This is a genomic window from Paracoccus sp. N5 (assembly GCF_000371965.1).
In the GTDB taxonomy this organism is placed as follows: domain Bacteria; phylum Pseudomonadota; class Alphaproteobacteria; order Rhodobacterales; family Rhodobacteraceae; genus Paracoccus.
In genome coordinates this window covers 76239-96210 of the sequence record NZ_AQUO01000003.1, presented here as the reverse complement: position 1 = coordinate 96210, position 19972 = coordinate 76239, and the positions used below count along the sequence as shown (strand labels likewise).

Genomic DNA, 19972 nt, shown 5'->3' with positions numbered 1-19972 from the left:
CATGTCCGGTCCGGACCCCGACGACCCCCGTCCCGCGCCGCCCGACGCCACGGTCATGGCCTCGGCCGCCGATCCAACGGTGATCGGTTCCGGCGCGGCCGCGCCCGAGCCGCGGCTGGTCCAGCCCGGCACGCTGATCAACAACAATTACCGCATCCTCGGCCTGGTCAGTGCCGGCGGCATGGGCGAGGTCTATCGCGCCGAGAACGTCTTTACCGGCGACCCGGTGGCCGTGAAGGTCATCCTGCCGGGCCTCGCCGACGACAAGGCGGTGCTGGAGATGTTCCGGCGCGAGGCGCGGGTGCTGGTGCAGCTGCGCGACGATTCCATCGTGCGCTATCACAACTTCGTCCTTGACCCCGGGCTGGGCCGCTATTGCCTGATCATGGAATTCGTCGACGGCCGGCACCTGGGCGCGCGGCTGAAGACCGACGGCGCGCTCACCGAACCCGAGGTGCTGGTGCTGATGCGCCGCATCGGTGCCGGGCTGATGCGCGCCCATGACAGCGGCGTCACCCATCGCGACCTGTCGCCCGACAACGTGATCCTGCGCGACGACCGCATCGCCGAGGCAGTGCTGATCGACTTCGGCATCGCCCGCTCGACCGAGCTGGGCGACGGGCTGGCCGGGCGTTTCGCCGGCAAGTTCAAGTATATCGCCCCCGAGCAGCTGGGCCATTGGGGCGGCGAGATCGGCCCGCGCACCGACGTCTATGGCCTGGCGCTGCTGATCGCCGCCGTGGCGCGCGGCAAGCCGCTGGACATGGGCGATTCCGTGGTCTCGGCCTCGGCCCTGCGCGGGGCCATCCCGGACCTGTCCGGCATCTCGCACCGGCTGTTCCCGCTGCTCCAGCACATGCTGGAACCCGACCCGGCGCTGCGGCCCGCCGACATGGGCGCGGTGCTGGCGATGCTCGACGATCCCTCGCGCATCCCCTCGCGCTATCGCCTGCCGCTGTGGCAGGACAGCGCCGCCGAGCCGCTGGCCGAGGCCCAGGCCAGCGTCGCGACCGGCTCGGGCCTGGGCTCCGGCCTGAGCGGGCCGGCGCATTCCGCCAGCCCCTTCGGCGCGGCCCCGCCGCCACCCGCCGAAGCGCCGCCGGTGCCGCCCGCATCCGCACCCGCACCGCGGCGCTGGCCGCTGATCGGCGGTGCGGCGCTGCTGCTGGCGGGGATCGTCGGCCTTGGCTGGGTGATGCTGGACCCGGGCGAGCCCGCCGTCACGCCGCCCGACGCCCCGGCCGCGACGCCGGCCGGGCTGCCGCCGCGCGACTCCTCGACGCGCGAGGGCTTCCTGGCCGAGCAGGCGCTGCCGGCCTGCGCGACGGTCGAGCGCATCACCGCCGGTCCCAATGCCGGCCAGCTGCAATTCATCGGCCCGGGCGACCTGCAACCGGCGCCGGTGGTCGCGGCCTATGGCAGCCGCTTCGGGGTCAGCCCCTCGGTCCAGCAGGCGACGGCCAGCGCGGCGCAATGCCCGGCGCTGGACTTCCTACGCGAGATCTCGGGCCGCCCGGCGCCGCCCTTGCTGCTGCGGGCCGAGGCCAGCGCCGGCGACCAGCAGCTGCAGATCCGCGGCGCGGTCGAGGCGGGCCGGGACCGCAACCTGTGGCTGTGGATCGTGCCGCCCACGGGCGAGGTCTATGACCTGTCGGCGCAGCTGGCCGCGCCGGGCGAGGGCGCGCGCGACTTCGGCTTTGCGCTGTCCTTGGGCGGGCAGGCGCCCGGCACCTATCTGCTGGTGGCGCTGGCGACCGAGGCGCCGCTGGCGGCGGTCGCGGCCGCGCCTTCCGGCGCGCCGGCGGCGCAGCTGCTGCCCCGGGTGCTGGAGGAACTGCGCGCCGGCGGCCAGGCCGCCTCGGTCGCGGTGCAGCCGATCATGGCCCCCTGAACGGCTCAGCGCCCGGCCCGGCGCGTCGTCAGAAGCAGGCTGGTCTCCGAGGACACCACCCCCTCCAGGTTGCGGATCCGGCGCAGCACCTCGTCCAGTTCCGCCAGCGATTCCGTGGCCAGTTCCACGATCATGTCCCAGCGGCCGTTGGTGGCATGCACCGCCATCACCGCCGGCATGCCGGTCAGCCGCGCGGTGATGCGGTCGCTGCCGCGCCCCTCGATCCCGATCATCATCAGCCCGCGCACCGGCGCCTCGGAGACATCCGCGCGGGTCAGCACGATGAAGCCCGCGATCTCGCCCGCCGCCTTCAGCCGCTCGAGCCGGCTGCGCACCGTGGCGCGGCTGACCCGCAGCCGCTCGGCCAGCTCGGAAATCGGCGCCCGCCCGTCGCGGCGCAACTCGGCGATCAGCCCGTGGTCGAGATCGTCCATAATGGCGGCCCTACATGCCAGTTTGGTTGAACTGCTGCGCAAATTAGCCAAAGATCCGGTTGAAGTCACCACCAGGCGGCAGGAATTTCCATCGAAGAAGGAGAGCGGAATGAGCAGAATTTCCCTTGTCGGCGCGCCCATCGACTCTGGCCAGCGCCGCCGCGGTTGCCTGATGGGGCCGGCCGCCTATCGCGTCGCCGGCATCGAGCGGGTGCTGGCCGAACTGGGCCACGCGGTCACGGACCTGGGCGATGTTGCGCTGGCCGACCTGCCGCAGGCCGAATGCCCGAACCCCGCCGTGGATCAGCTGCCCGAGACCCTGGCCTGGACCGCGGCCCTGCGCGAGCGGGTGGCAGGCGTGCTGGGCGCGGGCGGCATGCCGGTGGTGCTGGGCGGCGATCACAGCCTGGCGCTGGGTTCGGTCGCGGGGGCGGCGGAACATGCCGCCGCGGCCTCGCGTCCGCTGTTCCTTTTGTGGCTGGACGCGCATAGCGATTTCCACACGCCGCTGACCACCGAATCCGGCAACCTGCACGGCACGCCCGTCGCCTATATCGCCGGCCGGCCGGGCTTCGATGCCTTTCCGCCCTTCCCGGCGCCGGTGCCGCAGCAGAACATCTGCATGTTCGGCATCCGCTCGGTCGACGAGGCCGAACTGGCCGCGCTGCGCGAAACCGACATCGTCGTCAACGACATGCGCGTGCTGGACGAACGCGGCATCGTCGCGCCCTTACGCGAATTCCTCGACCGGGTGCGGGCGGAAAACGGCATGCTGCATGTGTCGCTGGACGTCGATTTCCTCGACCCGTCCATCGCGCCCGCCGTCGGCACCACCGTCCCCGGCGGCACCACCTTCCGCGAGGCGCATCTGGTCTGCGAACTGCTGCACGAATCCGGGCTGATGACGTCGCTGGACCTGGTCGAACTGAATCCCTTCCTGGACGAGCGCGGCCGCACGGCGCGGCTGATGGTGGACCTGGCCGGATCGCTTTTCGGCCGCCGGGTCTTTGACCGCCCCACCCGCAGCTTTCACTGAGTATCCAAATGCTGAAACCTTCCGAAACCGCCTATGTCCCCTTCGTCAGCGTCGAGAACATGATGCGGCTGGTGCTGCATGTCGGCGTCGAGACCATGCTGGCCGAGCTGGCCGCCGAGATCGAGCGCGACTTTGCCCGCTGGCCGCTGTTCGACAAGACGCCCCGCGTCGCCAGCCATTCCGACATCGGCGTCATCGAGCTGATGCCGACCTCGGACGGCGAGACCTATGGTTTCAAATACGTCAACGGCCATCCCTCGAACACGCGGCAGGGCTTGCAGACGGTGACGGCCTTCGGGCTTCTGGCCGATGTGGCGACCGGCTATCCGCTGATGCTGTCGGAAATGACCATCCTGACCGCGCTGCGCACGGCGGCGACCAGCGCCATGGCGGCGAAATGGCTGGCGCCCAAGGGCGCGACCACCATGGCGATGATCGGCAACGGCGCGCAGGCCGAATTCCAGGCGCTGGGGTTCAAGGCGATCTGCGGCGTCTCCGAGGTCCGGCTCTATGACATCGACCGGGGCGCGACGGCGAAATGCGCCCGCAACCTTGCCGGTCGCGGGCTGAAGGTCGTGCCCTGCCAATCGGCCGAAGAGGCGATCATGGGGGCACAGATCGTCACCACCTGCACCGCCGACAAGCAATATGCCACCATCCTGACCGACAACATGGTCGGCAGCGGCATCCATATCAACGCGGTCGGCGGCGACTGCCCCGGCAAGACCGAGCTGCACCGCGACATTCTTCTGCGCTCGGGGATCTTCGTCGAATATCCGCCGCAGACCCGGATCGAGGGCGAGATCCAGCAGCTTTCCCCCGACCATCCGGTGACCGAGCTGTGGCAGGTCATCGCCGGGCAGGCGCAGGGCCGCACGGATGCGCGCCAGATCACGCTTTTCGACAGCGTCGGCTTCGCCATCGAGGATTTCTCGGCGCTGCGCTATGTCCATTCGCGGCTGAAGGAATCGGGCCTGTTCCAGCGGCTCGACATGATCGCCGACCCGGACGATCCGCGCGACCTTTTCGGCATGATCCTGCGGGCCGAGGCGGCCAAGGCCGCCTGAGGCGCTTGCGGCCCCGCCCATGGGGCCGCTAAACGCGCCCCATCATGTCCCCGGAGGTTTCCATGACGCCCGTTTTCCCCGGCATCCGCATCGACGCGGCCGAGCTTCGGCTGGTGCGCCTGCCCCTGCTGACGCCTTTCGTGATCTCGACCGGCACCATGACGGAAAAGCTGTTCCCGCTGCTGGTGCTGCGCGGCGAAGGGCTGGAGGGCTACGCCGAGGGCGTCATGGACCCGCTGCCCGATTACCTGGAAGAAACCCTGCCCGGATCGCTGGCCTTTCTGCGCCAGGCGGTGCTGCCGCAACTGGTCGGCCGCCGCTTCGACAGCCCGGCGGCGCTGGCGGCGCTGCTGGACCCCTGGCGCGGGCATCGCATGGCCAAGGCCATGGTGGAAATGGCGCTGTGGGACCTGTGGGCCAAGGCGCTGAACCTGCCCTTGTCGGCAGCGCTTGGTGGCGTGCGCGATGCGGTCGAGGTCGGCGTCAGCCTGGGCATCGCCGACATCCCGACCACGCTCGGCCGGGTGCGGGTCGCGGTGGAGGCCGGCTATCGCCGCGTCAAGCTGAAGATCAGGCGCGGCCATGACACGGCCCTGCTGGCGGCCGTCCGCGCCGAATTCCCCGACACCAGGCTGACCGTGGACGCCAATACCGATTACCGGCTGGGCGACCTGCCGCTGTTGAAATCCATGGACGCCTTCGGCCTCGACTATATCGAGCAGCCGCTGGCCCATGACGACATCCAGGACCACGCCCGCCTGCAGGCGCAGATGCTGACGGCGATCTGCCTGGACGAAAGCATCCGCTCGGCCACCGATGCGCGGCGGGCGCTGGTCGCGGATGCGGCGCGGGTGGTCAATATCAAGGTCGGGCGCGTCGGCGGCTTTGCCCAGGCCCGCGCCATCCACGACCTTTGCGCGGCCTTCGACGTGCCGGTCTGGTGCGGCGGCATGCTGGAATCCGGCATCGGCCGGGCGCAGAACATCCACCTGGCGAGCCTGCCGAACTTCTCGAAGCCGGGCGATACCTCGTCCTCCAGCCGGTATTTCCGCCGCGACATCGTCGAACAGCCGCTGGAGGCCGAGGCCGGGCTGATGGCCGTGCCGCGCCACGGGCCGGGCCTGGGCGTCACGCTGGACCGCGCCCATCTCGCCCAGGTCGGCGACGCGCCCGAGGTGTTTGCCGCATGACGGTGGCGATCCGCGAACTCGACGGGCTGGCCGAGCTGAAACGCTCGGAGGATCTGCAACGCGCGGTCTGGGGCGAGGGCGACCCGGCCGACAATGCCGACCTGATGCTGGCGATCCAGCACGAAGGGGGGCTGGTCGCTGGCGCCTTCGACGGCGCGGACATGCTGGGCTTTCTCTTCGCCTTTCCCTCGGCCACGCCGGGGGTGCAGCATTCGCACCGGCTGGCGGTGCTGCGCCGGGCGCGCGGGCTGCGCCTGGGGCTGCGGCTGAAATGGTTCCAGCGCGACTGGTGTCTCAGGCGCGGCATCCGGCTCGTGCGCTGGACCTATGACCCGCTGCGCGCGGTCAATGCCGGGCTGAACGTGGCGGCGCTGGGGGGCGTCTCGACCACCTATCTGCCGGATTACTACGGCGCGATGGAGGGGATCAACGCCGGGCTGCCCTCGGACCGGCTGCTGCTGGACTGGCACCTGGACAGCCCCGGCGTGGCCGCCCGCGCCGAAGGCGCTGCCGCGCCCGCGCCAACGGTCGCCCGCCGCGTGCCGATCCCGCGCGACCTGGACGCGCTGATGCGGGCGGCGCCCGACCAGGCGCTGGCGGCGCGCATGGAACTGCGCGCGGCGCTGACCGAAGGTTTCGCCGCCGGTCTGGGCGTCACCGGCTTCGATACCGAAAAGGCGGAATACTGGCTGGGCTGAGGCCCGGCGCCGCGAGCACAAGCAGGGAGGAACAGATGGCCGAGATGCCAAGCCTAGGACAGCGCCTGATGCGGCGAAAGCCGGTCGAGCAATTCGTGATCCAGTCGCAGGCGCATGATGGCGAGTTGCGCCGCAGCATCACGCTGTTCCAGCTGACCATGTTCGGCGTCGGCGCCACCATCGGCACCGGCATCTTCTTCGTCCTGGCCGAGCAGGTGCCGGTCGCGGGTCCGGCGGTGCTGGTCTCGTTCCTGATCGCGGGCCTGGCGGCCGGGCTGACCGCGCTTTGCTATGCCGAGATGAGCTCGATGATCCCGGTCTCGGGGTCCAGCTACTCCTATGCCTATGCCACCCTGGGCGAGGGGCTGGCCTTCATGGTCGCGGCCTGCCTGGTGATGGAATACGGCGTCTCGGCCGGCGCGGTCGCGGTCGGCTGGAGCGAATATCTGCACAACCTGCTGATGATCACCACCGGGCTGGAACTGCCCCGCGCCCTGCTGCACGCGCCCCTGGTGGCCGAGGGCTATGCGCTGCGCTTCGGCGGCGACGGCATCATCAACCTGCCGGCGGCGATCCTGGTGTTCCTGTGCTGCATCCTGCTGACGCGCGGCTCGCGGGAATCGGCACGGGCCAATGCCATCATGGTGCTGGTCAAGCTGGGCGTGCTGGCGCTGTTCATCGCCATCGCCTTCACGGCCTATGATCCGCAGAACATGGCGCCCTTTGCCCCGCACGGCTTTGCCGGGGTCAGCGCCGCGGCGGGGTCGATCTTCTTCACCTTCGTCGGGCTGGACGCGGTCTCGACCGCCGGCGAAGAGGTCGAGAACCCGCGCCGCAACCTGCCGCTCGCGATCATCCTGGCGCTTGTGATCGTCATCAGCTTCTACCTGCTGGTGGCGCTGGCGGCACTGGGCGCCCAGCCGCAAGCCGCCTTCGAGGGGCAGGAGGCCGGGCTGTCGGTGATCCTGCAGAACGTCACCGGCTCGGCCATTCCCTCGGTGATCCTGTCGGCGGGGGCGGTGGTCTCGGTCTTTTCCGTGACGCTGGTGGTGCTTTACGGCCAGACCCGCGTGCTTTTCGCCATGTCGCGCGACGGCATGCTGCCGCCGATCTTTTCGCGGGTGAACCCGCATACGCTGACACCGACCGCGAACACCGTGATCGTGGCCTGCTGCGTCGCGGCCATCGCGGCCTTCCTGCCCTCGGCGGTGCTGTGGGACCTGACCTCGATGGGCACGCTGGTCGCCTTTACCGTGGTCTCGGCCGGGGTCATCATCCTGCGCTATCAGCGGCCCGACGCGCATCGCGGCTTTCGCGTGCCGCTGTTCCCGCTGCTGCCGATCCTCAGCATCGTCTCCTGCCTCTACCTGATCTCCAGCCTGTCCTCGATCGTCTTCAAGCTGACGGCGATCTGGGCGGTGCTGGCGGCGGTGCTCTACCTGACCTATTCGGCGCGGAACTCCGCGCTCGAGCGGGGCGGGGATGCCGTGATGGATGCCGCGGAATGAAGACGTTCCTGGTCGGTCACTCGGCGGACAAGGGCGGGGCCGAGGCGCTGCGGCTGGCCGCCACGCTGGCGCGGGCGGCGGGTGGCCGGGTGGTCGCGGCGGTGATCCTGCCGCAGACCTGGGACCATCCCTCGCCGGCGATGGTCGATGCCGAATATGCCGCCTTCCTGGAACGCCATGCCGCGCGCACCCTGGCCGCCGCGCGGGCGGCGATGCCGCCTGACGTGCCGGCGGAATACCTGGCGCGGCACGGCGCCTCGACCGCCGCCGGGCTGCTGGCGCTGGCCGATGAAGTCAGCGCCGATGCCATCGTGCTGGGCTCGTCGCGCAAGGCGCCGATGGCGCGCTTCCAGGAAGGCGTCGTCGCCAGCGAGATCCTGCGCAGCTCCCAGGTGCCGGTGGCGCTGGCACCGCGCGGCTATGACGCGCGGTCGGGCGGCGTGTCGCGGGTGACCTGCGCGATCTCGGCCTCGGAGCATTCCGTCGCCCTGGCCCGGCGCGCCGGCCAGATCGCGGCGGGATTCCGCGCGCCCCTGCGGCTGGCCACCTTCATCGTGCGCGACCGGCAGATGTATCCCAGCGACGCGGGCTATGACGCCGAGAACCTGGTCGCGAACCAGTTCCGCCGCCAGGCCCATGCCCTGCACGACCGCATCCGCGCCGACTGGCCGGACAAGGCCTTGCCGGAATGCGTTCTGGGCGACGGGCGCAACTGGCGCCAGGCGGTCGGCGCGCTGGACTGGAGGCCGGACGAGCTGCTGGTGATCGGCTCCAGCGGGCTTGGCGGGTTGATGCGGGTCTTTGTCGGCTCGAACTCGGGCAAGATCCTGCGCCACGCCCCGGTGCCGCGCATGATCGTGCCAAGGCTGACGGCCTGAGCATCGACAATCGCGCCGGCGTGAGCCTCTTGCCAAGCCGGGTGGCGGGCGCGCAGATCCTCCAGCGCGGTGGCGTCGCGAACGGGCGCAGGCAGCGGCCAATGTTCCCGGCATCCGGGTCGATCCGTCCTTTTCGGCCAGCTCGGACAGCGGCTTTTCGATCCGGGGCTTCAACGGCTGGGGCGCGAACCATCCCGACGGGCTGAAGGTCGGCACCGGCATGTCCCGCGCCGGCCAGCCCTCGGCCGCGCCCTTCGGCATGGAGCGGTTCGAGGTGCTGCGCGGCCCGGCCTCACTGGGCAGGTGGTGCCGGGCGGGCCGGGCGGCACCATCAGCAAGCGGCCGAACTTCGATCCGCAGCCGCGCCAGGCGATGCTGCGCCATGGCAATCCGGCCTGCACATGGGCGGTGTCAGCCGCGACGGGCCGGCCTGTTCAAGGGAAGGCGCAACCCTTTTGCGGGAGCTTCGCGGCAGGACGGACCGGGCCGATCACTCGGCTGCCGGGGCCTTGGCCGGGCGGCGCACGGTCGGACGGCGCACCAGCGGCTCCTGGCTGCGCTCGGCCGCGCGCTGGACCGCGGCGTCGAATTCCTCGGGCGTCGCATCCCGCCACAGGCCGGCGTCGGCGATCAACCCCCGCTCGGCCAGGCGCTGCGCCAGGCGCGGCTGGTCGAGCTCGCCCCAGGTGACGTGGTTGGCGATCTTCTGCCGCTCGGGCATCCAGTCGGCGACCAGCTCGTCGATGACCTCGGGCCGGCGGCCGGTGAAGCCGGCAAGATGCTCGACGATATGATGATAGGCGGGATGGTTGCGGCGCAGGATGATGCAGGCCTGCTGGTCGGGATTGGCGACGAAGCCCAGCATGTGGAAGGCCGAGCTGTCCAGCCCGACGATGCGCTTGGCGCCCTTGAAGATCGACAGCTGCTCGCGGATCGACAGTTTCTCGGGGTAGACGGCGGTATAGCCCTGGGCGGTCAGATTGTCCTCGACCAGCTGTTCGTTGATGATGCCGCCCTTGCCGCCGAAGCGGGTGCGCGAGACATAGACGTTTTCCAGCCCGCCCGGCTCGATCTGGGCAAAGGCGTCGCGGATGAAGCTGCGGAACTCCTCGGTCCCGGCCGAGATCCGCCCCAGGCCGAAGCCCTGGCCGGCGACGACCAGCTCCTCGACCCGCGTCGGTTCGCGCAGGATGCGGACCGGCAGGTCGGGCAGGGTCAGCTCGATCAGCTCCTTCTGGTAAGAGACGAAGTCGCGCAGCCGGCTGTGGCGCGGGGTGAAGATGACGCTTTCCACCCCCTCGGCGCGCGCCGCCCAGAGCCGCGACAGGGTCTCGACCAGGAAATGGCCGAAATGGCCGAAATAGATCCCGGCCCAGAGATGCCGTCCGGCAAGCGCGGTGGTGGGTTCGGGCGCCTCGGTCAGCGGCGGCGTCACCCGGGCGCCGTCGCGCCAGGTCGTCGCCTCGGCCACGTCGCCGTCGCACCAGACGCCGGGGATGTCCTGATGCGTCTCGGCCGGGCAGATCAGGGCGTCGCGCAGGTGCAGGATCTGCCGCGACCAGCCGCCATCGGGAAGGGGTTCGTGAATCATGTTCAGCTCTGCAAAGGGTCACGTCAGGGTTATGGCCCTTAAGACCATGCGCCGCCGTCCGAAGCAAGCCGCGCCGCTGCTGGCCTGGCGACCCGCTTGCGGGGAAATCGTTCCGGTTCGGGGGATGGCGTCGCGGCAAAGGCGCGATCATTTCCCGCCGAACCCGTATTTCTGGAACGCCGTTCCGCGCCGATGCTGTCGCGGCGCCGGCCGGGCCGTTAACCAGCCCGGCGGTTTTCGCGGCGGCGCGGTTTCGCGGCCACGCTTCGGCCGCCGCACCGCCTGTGGCACGGGCGGCGGGGTATTTCAGAAACGGAAAGCCGCAGGCCGGGGCGTCAGCTGAGGTGGAAGTTCTGCTCGACCACCGCCTCCATCGAGACATGGCTGGAGGTGCTGTTCACATGCGGCAGGGTCGAGATCTTTTCCGCGAGGATCCGGCGGAAATGGCCCATGTCGCGCGAGCGGATCTTCAGCAGATAGTCGAAGCCGCCGGCGATCATGTAGCATTCCTCGACCTCGGGGATGGCGCGGGCGGCGGTGTTGAACTGCTGCAGCGCCGCCTCGCGCGTGTCGTTCATCCGCACTTCCAGATAGGTGACGTTGGTCAGGCCCAGCTTCATCGGCGACAGGATGGCGCGGTAGCCGGTGATCAGGCCGATCTCCTCGAGATGCCGGATGCGCAACGCGACGGGCGTCTTCGACAGGCCGACCTTGCGCGCCAGTTCCGCCACCGGAATGCGCGCGTTCTGCGTCAATTCGGCCAGGATCTTGCGATCCACGGCATCCAGTGCATGATCCATCCTGAAATCCGCCCCAAGAATGTTCTCTTCGCCTAGCAGATAGCATGACTTCGGACGCATCGACCAGCATCCTTGTGGTAAACCACGCGCATCGGATCAAAGGAGATCGGCATGTCCTCTGTCAGCCCCCAGGTGTTTTCCCGCCAAGCCAAATTCGCGGACGAATCCGCGCTGCTCGAGGGGCTGGTCGCGCAGGCGGGGCTGGACGCCGGCCAGCGCGCCGCCATCACCGCCCGCGCCGCCGATCTGGTGCGCCGCATCCGGGCCGAGGCCAGGCCCTCGATGATGGAGCATTTCCTGGCCGAATACGGGCTGTCGACGCGCGAGGGCGTGGCGCTGATGTGCCTGGCCGAAGCCATGCTGCGCGTCCCCGACCGTCAGACCATCGACGCGCTGATCGAGGACAAGATCGCGCCCTCGGACTGGGGCAGGCACTTGGGCGAGGCGACCTCGTCGCTGGTCAACGCCTCGACCTGGGCGCTGATGCTGACCGGCAAGGTGCTGGACGACGATCAGGCCGGCACGCTGCGCCGCATGGTGCGCCGGCTGGGCGAGCCGGTGATCCGCTCGGCCGTCGGCCGCGCCATGAAGGAGATGGGGCGGCAGTTCGTGCTGGGCCAGACCATCGACGATGCGCTGGTCCGCGCCCGCAAGCGCGAGGCGCAGGGCTTCACCTACAGCTATGACATGCTGGGCGAGGCGGCGATGACCGCGCTTGACGCCGCGCGCTATGACCGCGCCTATGCCGATGCCATCGCCTCGATCGCGAAGGCCTGCGACAAGGGCTCGGTCGAGGCCAATCCCGGCATCTCGATCAAGCTCTCGGCGCTGCATCCGCGCTATGAGGTGGCGCAGGAAGCGCGCGTCATGGCCGAACTGGTGCCGGTGGTGCTGCGGCTGGCGCAGCAGGCCAAGGCCGGCGGCATGGGCATGAACATCGACGCCGAGGAACAGGACCGGCTGGTCCTGTCGCTGAAGGTGATCGAGGCGGTGCTGTCGGACCCCTCGCTGGCCGGCTGGGACGGTTTCGGCGTGGTGGTGCAGGCCTATGGCAAGCGCGCCGGGCAGGTGATCGACTGGCTGCATGCGCTGGCCGTGCGGCTGGACCGCCGCATCATGGTGCGGCTGGTCAAGGGCGCCTATTGGGACAGCGAGATCAAGCGCGCCCAGGTCGAGGGCCTGCCGGGCTTTCCGCTGTTCACCAGCAAGGTCGCGACCGACGTCAGCTATATCGCCAATGCCCGCAAGCTGATCGGCTATGCCGACCGGATCTATCCGCAATTCGCCACCCATAACGCCCAGACCGTCGCCGCGATCCTGGAGATGGCGGGCGACATCCGCTTCGAGTTCCAGCGCCTGCATGGCATGGGCGAGCGGCTGCACGACATCGTGCTGCGCGACTATAACGGCCGCTGCCGGATCTATGCTCCGGTCGGCGCGCATCGCGACCTTCTGGCCTATCTGGTGCGCCGCCTGCTGGAGAACGGCGCGAACAGCAGCTTCGTGAACCAGATCGTCGACGAATCGATCTCGCCCGAGGAGGTCGCCCGCGACCCCTTCGACGCGCTGGCCGAGGCGCGCCCGCCGCGCGGCCTGCTGGCGCCCGCCGCGCTTTACGGCGACGAACGGCCGAACTCGCAGGGTTTCGATCTGTCGGACGAAACGGTGCTGGCGGGGATCTTTGCCGCCCGCGACACCGCCATCCCGGATGCGCGCCCGCTGACGGTCCGCGAAGCCTCGGGGCAGCTGGCGGAGGTGCTGAACCCCGCGACGGGCGAGGCCATCGCCCAGGTGCTGATGGCCGATGCCGAGACCGCGACACGGGCCATCGACGACGCCCGGACCTGGGCGGCGCCGGCCTCCGAGCGTGCCGCGGTCCTGCGCCGCGCCGCCGATCTTTACGAGGAACACGCCGGTCCGATCCTGGGCGTGCTGGCGCGCGAGGCCGGCAAGTCGCTGGCCGATGCCGTGGCCGAGCTGCGCGAGGCCGTGGATTTCCTGCGCTATTACGCCGCCGAGGGCGAGGCGAGCCCGCAGGGCCCGCGCGGCATCATCGGCGCGATCAGCCCGTGGAACTTTCCGCTGGCGATCTTTACCGGCCAGATCGCGGCGGCGCTGATGGCCGGCAATGCCGTCATCGCCAAGCCCGCCGAGGCGACGCCGGTCATCGCCATGCTGGGCGTCCAGCTGCTGCACGAGGCCGGCGTGCCGGCGGCGGCGCTGCAACTGCTGCCCGGCGCCGGCCGCGTGGTCGGTGCGGTGCTGAGCGCGGACCCGCGCATGGCGGGGCTGGTCTTCACCGGCTCGACCGCGACGGCGCAGACTATCGCGCGCAGCATGGCGGCGAACCTCGCCCCCGGCACGCCGCTGGTGGCCGAAACCGGCGGGCTGAACGCCATGGTGGTCGATTCCACCGCGCTGCCCGAACAGGCGGTGCGCGACATCGTCAACGGCGCCTTCCGCAGCGCCGGCCAGCGCTGCTCGGCGCTGCGCTGCCTTTACGTGCAAGAGGACATCGCGCCGCATCTGATCGAGATGATCAAGGGCGCCATGGACGAGCTGGTCGTGGGCGACCCTTGGGATCTGGCGAGCGACGTCGGCCCGGTGATCGACCCGGCGGCGCAGCGCGGCATCCTCGACTATGTCGCCGCGCGGCAGGACCGGGTGCTGCACCGGCTGGCGGCGCCGGAGCGCGGCTTCTTCGTCGCCCCGACGCTGATCCGGGTGCGCGGCATCGTCGATCTGGAACGCGAGGTCTTCGGTCCGGTGCTGCATGTCGCGACCTTCAAGGGCGACGAGTTGCCCAAGGTCATCGCCGACATCAACGCCCGCGGCTTCGGCCTGACCTTCGGGTTGCACACCCGCATCGACAGCCGCGTGCAAGAGGTGTCGGACGCGATCCACGTCGGCAATATCTACGTCAACCGCAACCAGATCGGCGCCGTGGTCGGCAGCCAGCCCTTTGGCGGCGAGGGGCTGTCGGGCACCGGGCCCAAGGCCGGCGGGCCGCGCTATGTGCCGCGCTTCTTCGCGCCGCAGCCGCCGGCCGCCATCGGCATGGAATGGAAGGGGCCGGCGGACGAATCCCGCCTGCGCGCCGCGCTGGCCTCGGCCACGCCGCGCCGCATCGAAGAGCGGCTGATGCCGGGCCCGACCGGAGAGCTGAACCGCCTTTCGGCCCACAGCCGCGCGCCGGTGCTGTGCCTGGGTCCGGGCCGGGCGGCGGTGGCGGCGCAGGTCACCGCGGTCGAGCGGCTGGGCGGCAATGCCGTCGCCATCGACGGCGCATTGCCGGCTGCGGCGCTGACCGGGCTTCAGGGCATCTCGGCAGTGCTGTGGTGGGGCGATGCCGCGCGCGGCCGCGCCTATGCCGAGGCGCTGGCGGCGCGCGAGGGCGAGATCGTGCAGCTGATCGCGGCGATGCCCGACCTCGCCCATGTCGCGCATGAGCGCCACCTCTGCGTCGATACCACCGCGGCGGGCGGCAACGCGGCGCTGCTCGCCGGCTGAAACGGCGGGCGGCCGGTTTTCCGCTGCCGCTCGCCGGCCAGCCGGGCTAGGCTCGACGGCAGGCAGAGAAAGGGCGGAACGCATGGACAGACCCCGCATGGAGATCACCGGCCGGTGCCATTGCGGCGCGGTCGGCTATCGCGCCGTGATCGACCCCGAGGCGGTGTCGATCTGCCATTGCACCGATTGCCAGCGGCTGACCGGCTCGGCCTTTCGGCTGACGGTTCGGGCCCGGGCGCAGGATTTCACCCTGACCGGGACGGCGCCGCGCTGCTATCTCAAGCACGGCGACAGCGGCGCCAGGCGGTTCCAGTATTTCTGCGGTGACTGCGGCTCGCCGATCTATACCACGGGCGAGGGCGAGGCCGCGCAGATCGTCGGCATCCGCGCCGGCACCATCGACCAGCGCGCGCAGCTGGTGCCGCGATCCCAGATCTGGGGCCGATCCAGGCTGCCCTGGCTGGAGCGGTTGGGCGCCATTCCCTGCCGCGACAGGGAATAGCGTCCCGCCATGGCGGCGGCTCAGGCGCCGGCCGAGACCGAGATCGCGCGTTTCAGCGTCAGCTGCCCGACCGGGCGGCCCTGGGCGTCCTCGACCCCCAGCGCCTGCACGCCGCGCCCCATCATGTCGCGCAGCGCCTCGGTCAGGGTCACGTCGGCGCGGATCGCCGCCTCGGGCGTGGTCCCGTTCAGCGGCTCCATCACCGAGCCGACCTGGACCACCTTGCCGCGGTCGACGTGCTGGACGAAATTCGTCACGTAATCGTCGGCCGGGTGCAGCACGATGTCCTGGCCGCTGCCCTGCTGGATGACCGAGCCGTCGCGCAGCAGCGCGATGCGGTCGCCGATGCGCAGCGCCTCGTCCAGGTCGTGGGTGATGAAGACGATGGTCTTGCGCACCTCCTTTTGCAGGTCCAGCAGCACCGTCTGCATGTCATAGCGGATCAGGGGGTCCAGCGCCGAATAGGCCTCGTCCATCAGCAGGATCGGCGCGTCATTGGCCAGCGCGCGCGCCAGCCCCACCCGCTGCTGCATGCCGCCCGACAGCTGCGCGGGATATTTCGCCTCGAAGCCCTTCAGCCCGACCCGCTCGATCCAGCGCATCGAGACCTTGTTGCGGGCCGCGGAATCGACGCCCTGCACCTCGAGCCCGTAGCCCACGTTGTCCAGCACGGTGCGATGCGGCAGCAGCGCGAATTTCTGGAACACCATGGCCGTCTTGTGGCGGCGAAAGGCGCGCAGCTCGTCCGGGAACATCTTCACCACGTCCTGACCCTCGATCAGGATCTGGCCCGCGGTCGGGTCGATCAGCCGGTTGATGTGGCGGATCAGGGTCGACTTGCCCGAGCCGGACAGCCCCATCACCACTTGGATCGCCCCTGCGGGTATGCTGATGTTGATGTCGCGCAGGCCCAGCACATGGCGGTGCTTCTCGTTCAGCTCCTGCTTGGTCATGCCGCGGTTGACCGCGTCGATGAATGTGGCGCCGCGCGGGCCGAAGATCTTGAACAGGCTCTTGATCTCGATGCCGATGGGTTCAGACATGGCCGCCTCCGCGATGTTTCTGCAACCGGTGGCCCCAGGCCTGGCTGATGCGGTCGAACAGGATGGCGATGCCGACGATGGCCAGGCCGTTGAACAGCCCGAGCGTGAAATACTGGTTCGAGATCGCCTTCAGCACCGGCTGGCCCAGGCCCTGCACGCCGATCATCGAGGCGATGACGACCATGGCCAGCGCCATCATGATGGTCTGGTTGATGCCCGCCATGATGGTGGGCAGCGCCAGCGGCAGCTCGGCCTTGACCAGGCGCTGCCATTTCGAGGAGCCGAAGGCGTCGGCGGCCTCCAGCACCTCGCCGTCGACCTGGCGGATGCCAAGGTTGGTCAGCCGGATCATCGGCGGGATGGCATAGATCACCACCGCGATCAGCCCCGGCACCTTGCCGATGCCCAGAAGCATGACCACCGGGATCAGGTAGACGAAGCTGGGCATGGTCTGCATCACGTCGAGGACCGGATTCACGAAGGCCTGCACCCGGTCCGAGCGCGACATCAGGATGCCGATCGGCAGCCCGACCGCGATGGCCAGCAGCGTCGAGGTCAGGATCATCGAGATGGTCTTCATCGTGTCGGCCCACATGCCGAAGATGCCGATCAGGCACAGCGTCACGATGCTGGCGATGACGATCTTGACGCTGCGGCTGGCGAACCAGGCGATGGCAGCGACCACGGCCAGGATGATCGGCCAGGGGGTGTTGGTCAGCAGGTTCTCGGACCAGATCAGGAACAGGCGCAGCGGCTCGAAAACGCTCTCGATGGCGTCGCCGTAGGCGCGCGTGAAAGCGCGGAAGCCATCGTCGATGACCTTCTTCAGGTCACGGAGGAAACCGTCATTCAGCTGGGGAAACTCGTTGAACCAAGCCATGGCGACCTTTCGATGGGGGGCTAGGACGAAGAAAGGGCGGGACCGCCGGGACGGCCCCGCAGGCGGGCTCAGAGCGCCGCCTTGATCTTTTCGGCCGCTTCCGGGCTGACCCATTCGGTCCACATCTCGGGGTGGTCCTTGAGGAACTGGCGCGCGCCATCCTCGCCCGTGGCCTGGTTGTCGGTCATCCACGCCATCAGCTGGTTCACGGTGTCATTGGTCCAGCTGCGCTTCTTGAAATAGTCCAGCACGCCGGCGTCGGTCTTGTCGGCAAAATCCTTCGAGACCAGGGTGAAGACGTTGTCGCGCGGGAAGGCATTGGGCTTCGGGTCGGTGCATTCCGCGACCGAGGTGCAGCGCTTCCATTCCTCCATGTCGTTCGGCACGCCGAAATCGACCGCCACCATGTCGTATTTGCCCAGCATCGAGGTCGGCGACCAGTAGAAGCCCAGCCACGGCGCCTTCTGCTCGTATGCCTTGGCCATCGAGCCGTCCAAGCCCGCCGCCGAGCCGGTGTCGACCAGGGTGAAGCCCTTGCCCTCGACGTCGAAGGCCTTGGCGAGCTGCGTCGTGATGATGGTGCCGCCCCAGCCCTGCGGGCCGTTGTAGATCGCGCCCTTCGACGGATCCTCGGGCGCCGGGAACAGCTCGGGATGGGCGAGGATCTCTTCGATCTTGTTCAGGTTCGGATGTTCGTCCAGCATGTAGCGCGGGATATACCAGCCCTGCTGGCCGCCATCCGACAGCGAGCGCGCCATCTCGACGATCTTGCCGTCCTTCAGCCCGCCGGCCACGACTTCCGGCACCAGGTCAACCCAGGCCTCCGGCACCACCTCGGGCTGGCCCTTCTCGACCAGCGAGGTGATGGCCGGCACGGTGTCGCTGGTGGTGATGTCGACGCTGCAACCATAGCCGTTGTTCAGGATGAACTGGTCGAGGCTGGCCAGAACCTCGGCGCTTTGCCAGTTCATGCTGGCGATGGTGAACGAGCCGCAATCGGCCTGCGCCATGGTCGAGAAACCCGCCGCCGGGATGGCGGCGGCGATGGCGAATGCAAGTTTTTTCATTGTTTTTTTCTCCCTGTGGCGGCTTGGCTGAGGATCCCCGCGACGCTGCCGCCTGGCGCGCCGGGCTCTGGCTATGGGCTAGGTCGGAGAAGCCGCGACCAGGTGGCGCGCCTTTTCCGTGGCTGCTTCAAGCGCGCGCGCGACCGCCTGCGGGAAACCGGCGGCCTCGGCGGCCTCGATCCCGGCGGCGGTGGTGCCGCGATAGTCGCGATAGGCCGCGACCAGTTCGACCGCCCGTTGCGGCCGGCCCGCCAGCATGGCGGCGCCGCCGCAGACCGCGGCCTCGACCGCGCGCCAGGCAATGGCTTCCGGCACGCCATGGCCGGCCATGAAATCCGCCATGGCCATGGCCATCAGCGCCGGATAGGCGGCGCCCGAGCCGGGCAGGGCGGTCATCAGGTCGATCTGCGCCTCGGCCGGCAATTCGTCGGTGGTGCCGATGGCGCCCAGGATGCGGCGCACGGCCTCGCGATCCTCGGGCGTGACGCCCGGCGCGGCCCAGAAGGGCGAATAGGAACGGCCGCTTTCGGCGGCGGCATTGGGCATGGCGCGCACGATCCGCCCGCCCGAACCCGCCAGCAGATCGGCGCCGACCCCGGCCATGAAGGACAGGACCAGCTTGCCCGGCGCCTGCAGCGCAAGGCCCGGCCAGTCCTCGGGGCGGACGGAAACCACGATGACATCCGCCAGCGCCACCAGCTCGGCGGCATCGGCGGCCCAATGCGGGTGGTGGCCGTGGTAGTCGGCGCGCGGACCGCTGCGATTGAGCAGCACCAGCGCCTGGGCCGGGATCACCCGGCCAGACAGCAGGTGCTGCCCAAGGGCCGATCCCAACCATCCCGTCGCGCCGATGATCCCCACACGCATGTCGTCGATTCCCCGATCTCTGCCAGCTTGCCTGACTTGGCTAGCAGACTGGCGCCGCACCTGGCAAGAAAATGTTCATGATTGTCTTGACAGAGTTCACCATAGACCCTTTCATGGTCATGCAAGAACGGAATCGTGACGATCCTGCACATGCTTTCGCCAAACCGCATTTTCGGCCCGGCCCTGATGCAAGGATGCCGCAAAACTACCCGCGACAGGGATGATTTGCGACCTTTTCTTGTAATTTTGCGCCATGCACGGCGCCCGGGCCGGCTGTCAGCGGCGGAAGCGGGCGTTGAAACGCGCCATTTCGCGCGGCTCGGGCAGTTCGTCGGCGTAGATCTTGACATAGGTGGGGATGCGGGCCAGCCGGGTCTCGATGTCCTCGTCCGCCTGCATCGAGATATAGCCGATCTGCACCAGATAGATGGTGCGGGCGCGGATGTCGGCCTCGTCCGGGGCAATGCCCCATTTCGCCAGCATCTGCGTCAGCGCCTCGAGCCGGGCCTGGTCGGCGGCCTTGATCCGCGCCGCCACGTTCTGGTCCTGCAGCGACCAGCTGCGCACCGCGAATTCCAGCCGCGAATCGAAGACGCCCGGCGCCAGGAAGCAGGTCAGCACGTTCAGCATCGCCTCGGCCCGGGTCTCGGCATATTGCGTGGTCGAATCGATCAGCGGCCGGGTCGTGCGCAGCTCCCAGCCGTCGAGCAGCGCCGAAAGCAGCGCCTCGCGATCCTCGAAGAACCAGTAGAAGCTGGTGCGCGACAGGTTCAGCCGCTTGGCCAGCGGCAGGATCTTGACCGCGTCGATGCCGCTTTCGATCAGCGCCTGATAGCCGGCCTCGAGCCAGCCCTCGCGCGACCCTCGCCAGCCCGTTTCGGATGCGTTCGCCTGATCCATGACACTGCTTAGGACGCGCGCGACAACCGAGCAAGGTAAATGTGCAATTTGCGCCGCGTCAGGTTCACAGATGATTTTTTAATTGACACAAGTGAACATTTTCGGATCTT

General features: G+C 69.3%; 17 protein-coding genes. 9 read left to right on the top strand and 8 right to left on the bottom strand.

All coding sequences use genetic code 11. The features are described from left to right. The first annotated feature begins 1 nt into the window (after position 1). The gene (locus PARN5_RS22675; RefSeq protein WP_018001513.1) at positions 2–1891 is read left to right on the top strand and encodes a serine/threonine-protein kinase; all 1890 of its coding nucleotides are present in this window, start codon (positions 2–4) and stop codon (positions 1889–1891) included. A 5-nt stretch (positions 1892–1896) separates the two neighbouring features. Here the strand turns inward: PARN5_RS22675 and PARN5_RS0119805 are convergent, their stop codons facing one another. Further along, the gene (locus PARN5_RS0119805) at positions 1897–2325 is read right to left on the bottom strand and encodes an Lrp/AsnC ligand binding domain-containing protein (RefSeq protein WP_018001512.1); all 429 of its coding nucleotides are present in this window, start codon (positions 2323–2325) and stop codon (positions 1897–1899) included. Between the two features lie 109 nt (positions 2326–2434). Here PARN5_RS0119805 and rocF point away from each other — a divergent pair, with 109 nt between their 5' ends. From rocF to PARN5_RS22670, 6 genes are all read left to right on the top strand, one after another. Beyond that, positions 2435–3361: an arginase gene (rocF, locus tag PARN5_RS0119800; protein ID WP_018001511.1), complete on the top strand. Its 927-nt coding sequence runs from the start codon at positions 2435–2437 to the stop codon at positions 3359–3361. An 8-nt stretch (positions 3362–3369) separates the two neighbouring features. After that, positions 3370–4428: an ornithine cyclodeaminase gene (locus PARN5_RS0119795; RefSeq protein WP_018001510.1), complete on the top strand. Its 1059-nt coding sequence runs from the start codon at positions 3370–3372 to the stop codon at positions 4426–4428. Between the two features lie 62 nt (positions 4429–4490). Then, on the top strand, positions 4491–5618 hold the full coding sequence (gene menC, locus PARN5_RS0119790) for an o-succinylbenzoate synthase (RefSeq protein ID WP_018001509.1): 1128 nt from the start codon (positions 4491–4493) through the stop codon (positions 5616–5618). Continuing rightward, on the top strand, positions 5615–6316 hold the full coding sequence (locus tag PARN5_RS0119785; protein WP_018001508.1) for a hypothetical protein: 702 nt from the start codon (positions 5615–5617) through the stop codon (positions 6314–6316). The genes menC and PARN5_RS0119785 overlap by 4 nt, the downstream gene beginning before the upstream one ends. A 35-nt stretch (positions 6317–6351) precedes the next feature. Then, positions 6352–7824 (top strand): amino acid permease, encoded by a 1473-nt coding sequence (locus PARN5_RS0119780; RefSeq protein ID WP_026155594.1) that lies wholly within the window; start codon positions 6352–6354, stop codon positions 7822–7824. Beyond that, positions 7821–8702: a universal stress protein gene (locus tag PARN5_RS22670; RefSeq protein ID WP_018001506.1), complete on the top strand. Its 882-nt coding sequence runs from the start codon at positions 7821–7823 to the stop codon at positions 8700–8702. The genes PARN5_RS0119780 and PARN5_RS22670 overlap by 4 nt, the downstream gene beginning before the upstream one ends. A 490-nt stretch (positions 8703–9192) precedes the next feature. On the opposite strand, the gene PARN5_RS22665 is transcribed toward PARN5_RS22670, so the two are convergent. Both PARN5_RS22665 and PARN5_RS0119765 read right to left on the bottom strand, forming a co-directional pair. Further along, entirely contained in the window at positions 9193–10293 is a 1101-nt protein-coding gene (locus PARN5_RS22665; RefSeq protein ID WP_018001505.1) for a glycosyltransferase 61 family protein, read from the bottom strand. 335 nt (positions 10294–10628) lie between these two features. Then, on the bottom strand, positions 10629–11093 hold the full coding sequence (locus PARN5_RS0119765) for an Lrp/AsnC ligand binding domain-containing protein (RefSeq protein ID WP_018001504.1): 465 nt from the start codon (positions 11091–11093) through the stop codon (positions 10629–10631). A gap of 111 nt (positions 11094–11204) precedes the next feature. On the opposite strand from PARN5_RS0119765, the gene putA reads away from it, so the two are divergent. Together putA and PARN5_RS0119755 are read left to right on the top strand one after the other, a co-directional pair. Further along, positions 11205–14603, top strand: coding sequence for a bifunctional proline dehydrogenase/L-glutamate gamma-semialdehyde dehydrogenase PutA (gene putA, locus PARN5_RS0119760; protein ID WP_018001503.1), 3399 nt, complete (start codon positions 11205–11207; stop codon positions 14601–14603). Between the two features lie 82 nt (positions 14604–14685). Continuing rightward, positions 14686–15105 carry a GFA family protein gene (locus PARN5_RS0119755; protein ID WP_198289636.1) on the top strand — a complete coding sequence of 140 codons (420 nt, stop codon included), beginning with the start codon at positions 14686–14688 and terminating at the stop codon, positions 15103–15105. Positions 15106–15125: 20 nt separating this feature from the next. On the opposite strand, the gene PARN5_RS0119750 is transcribed toward PARN5_RS0119755, so the two are convergent. From PARN5_RS0119750 to PARN5_RS0119730, 5 genes are all read right to left on the bottom strand, one after another. Then, positions 15126–16148 carry a glycine betaine/L-proline ABC transporter ATP-binding protein gene (locus tag PARN5_RS0119750; RefSeq protein WP_018001501.1) on the bottom strand — a complete coding sequence of 341 codons (1023 nt, stop codon included), beginning with the start codon at positions 16146–16148 and terminating at the stop codon, positions 15126–15128. Continuing rightward, a complete protein-coding gene (locus tag PARN5_RS0119745) occupies positions 16141–17028 on the bottom strand; it encodes a proline/glycine betaine ABC transporter permease (RefSeq protein ID WP_018001500.1) in 888 nt (295 codons plus the stop codon). Before PARN5_RS0119745 ends, PARN5_RS0119750 begins: the two co-directional genes overlap by 8 nt. Before the next feature lie 68 nt (positions 17029–17096). Continuing rightward, complete coding sequence (locus PARN5_RS0119740) at positions 17097–18095, bottom strand: ABC transporter substrate-binding protein (RefSeq protein WP_018001499.1); 999 nt, start codon at positions 18093–18095, stop codon at positions 17097–17099. A gap of 78 nt (positions 18096–18173) precedes the next feature. Then, positions 18174–18962: a pyrroline-5-carboxylate reductase dimerization domain-containing protein gene (locus PARN5_RS0119735; protein ID WP_018001498.1), complete on the bottom strand. Its 789-nt coding sequence runs from the start codon at positions 18960–18962 to the stop codon at positions 18174–18176. Between the two features lie 276 nt (positions 18963–19238). After that, a complete protein-coding gene (locus PARN5_RS0119730; RefSeq protein ID WP_018001497.1) occupies positions 19239–19862 on the bottom strand; it encodes a TetR/AcrR family transcriptional regulator in 624 nt (207 codons plus the stop codon). Positions 19863–19972 lie beyond the last annotated feature (110 nt).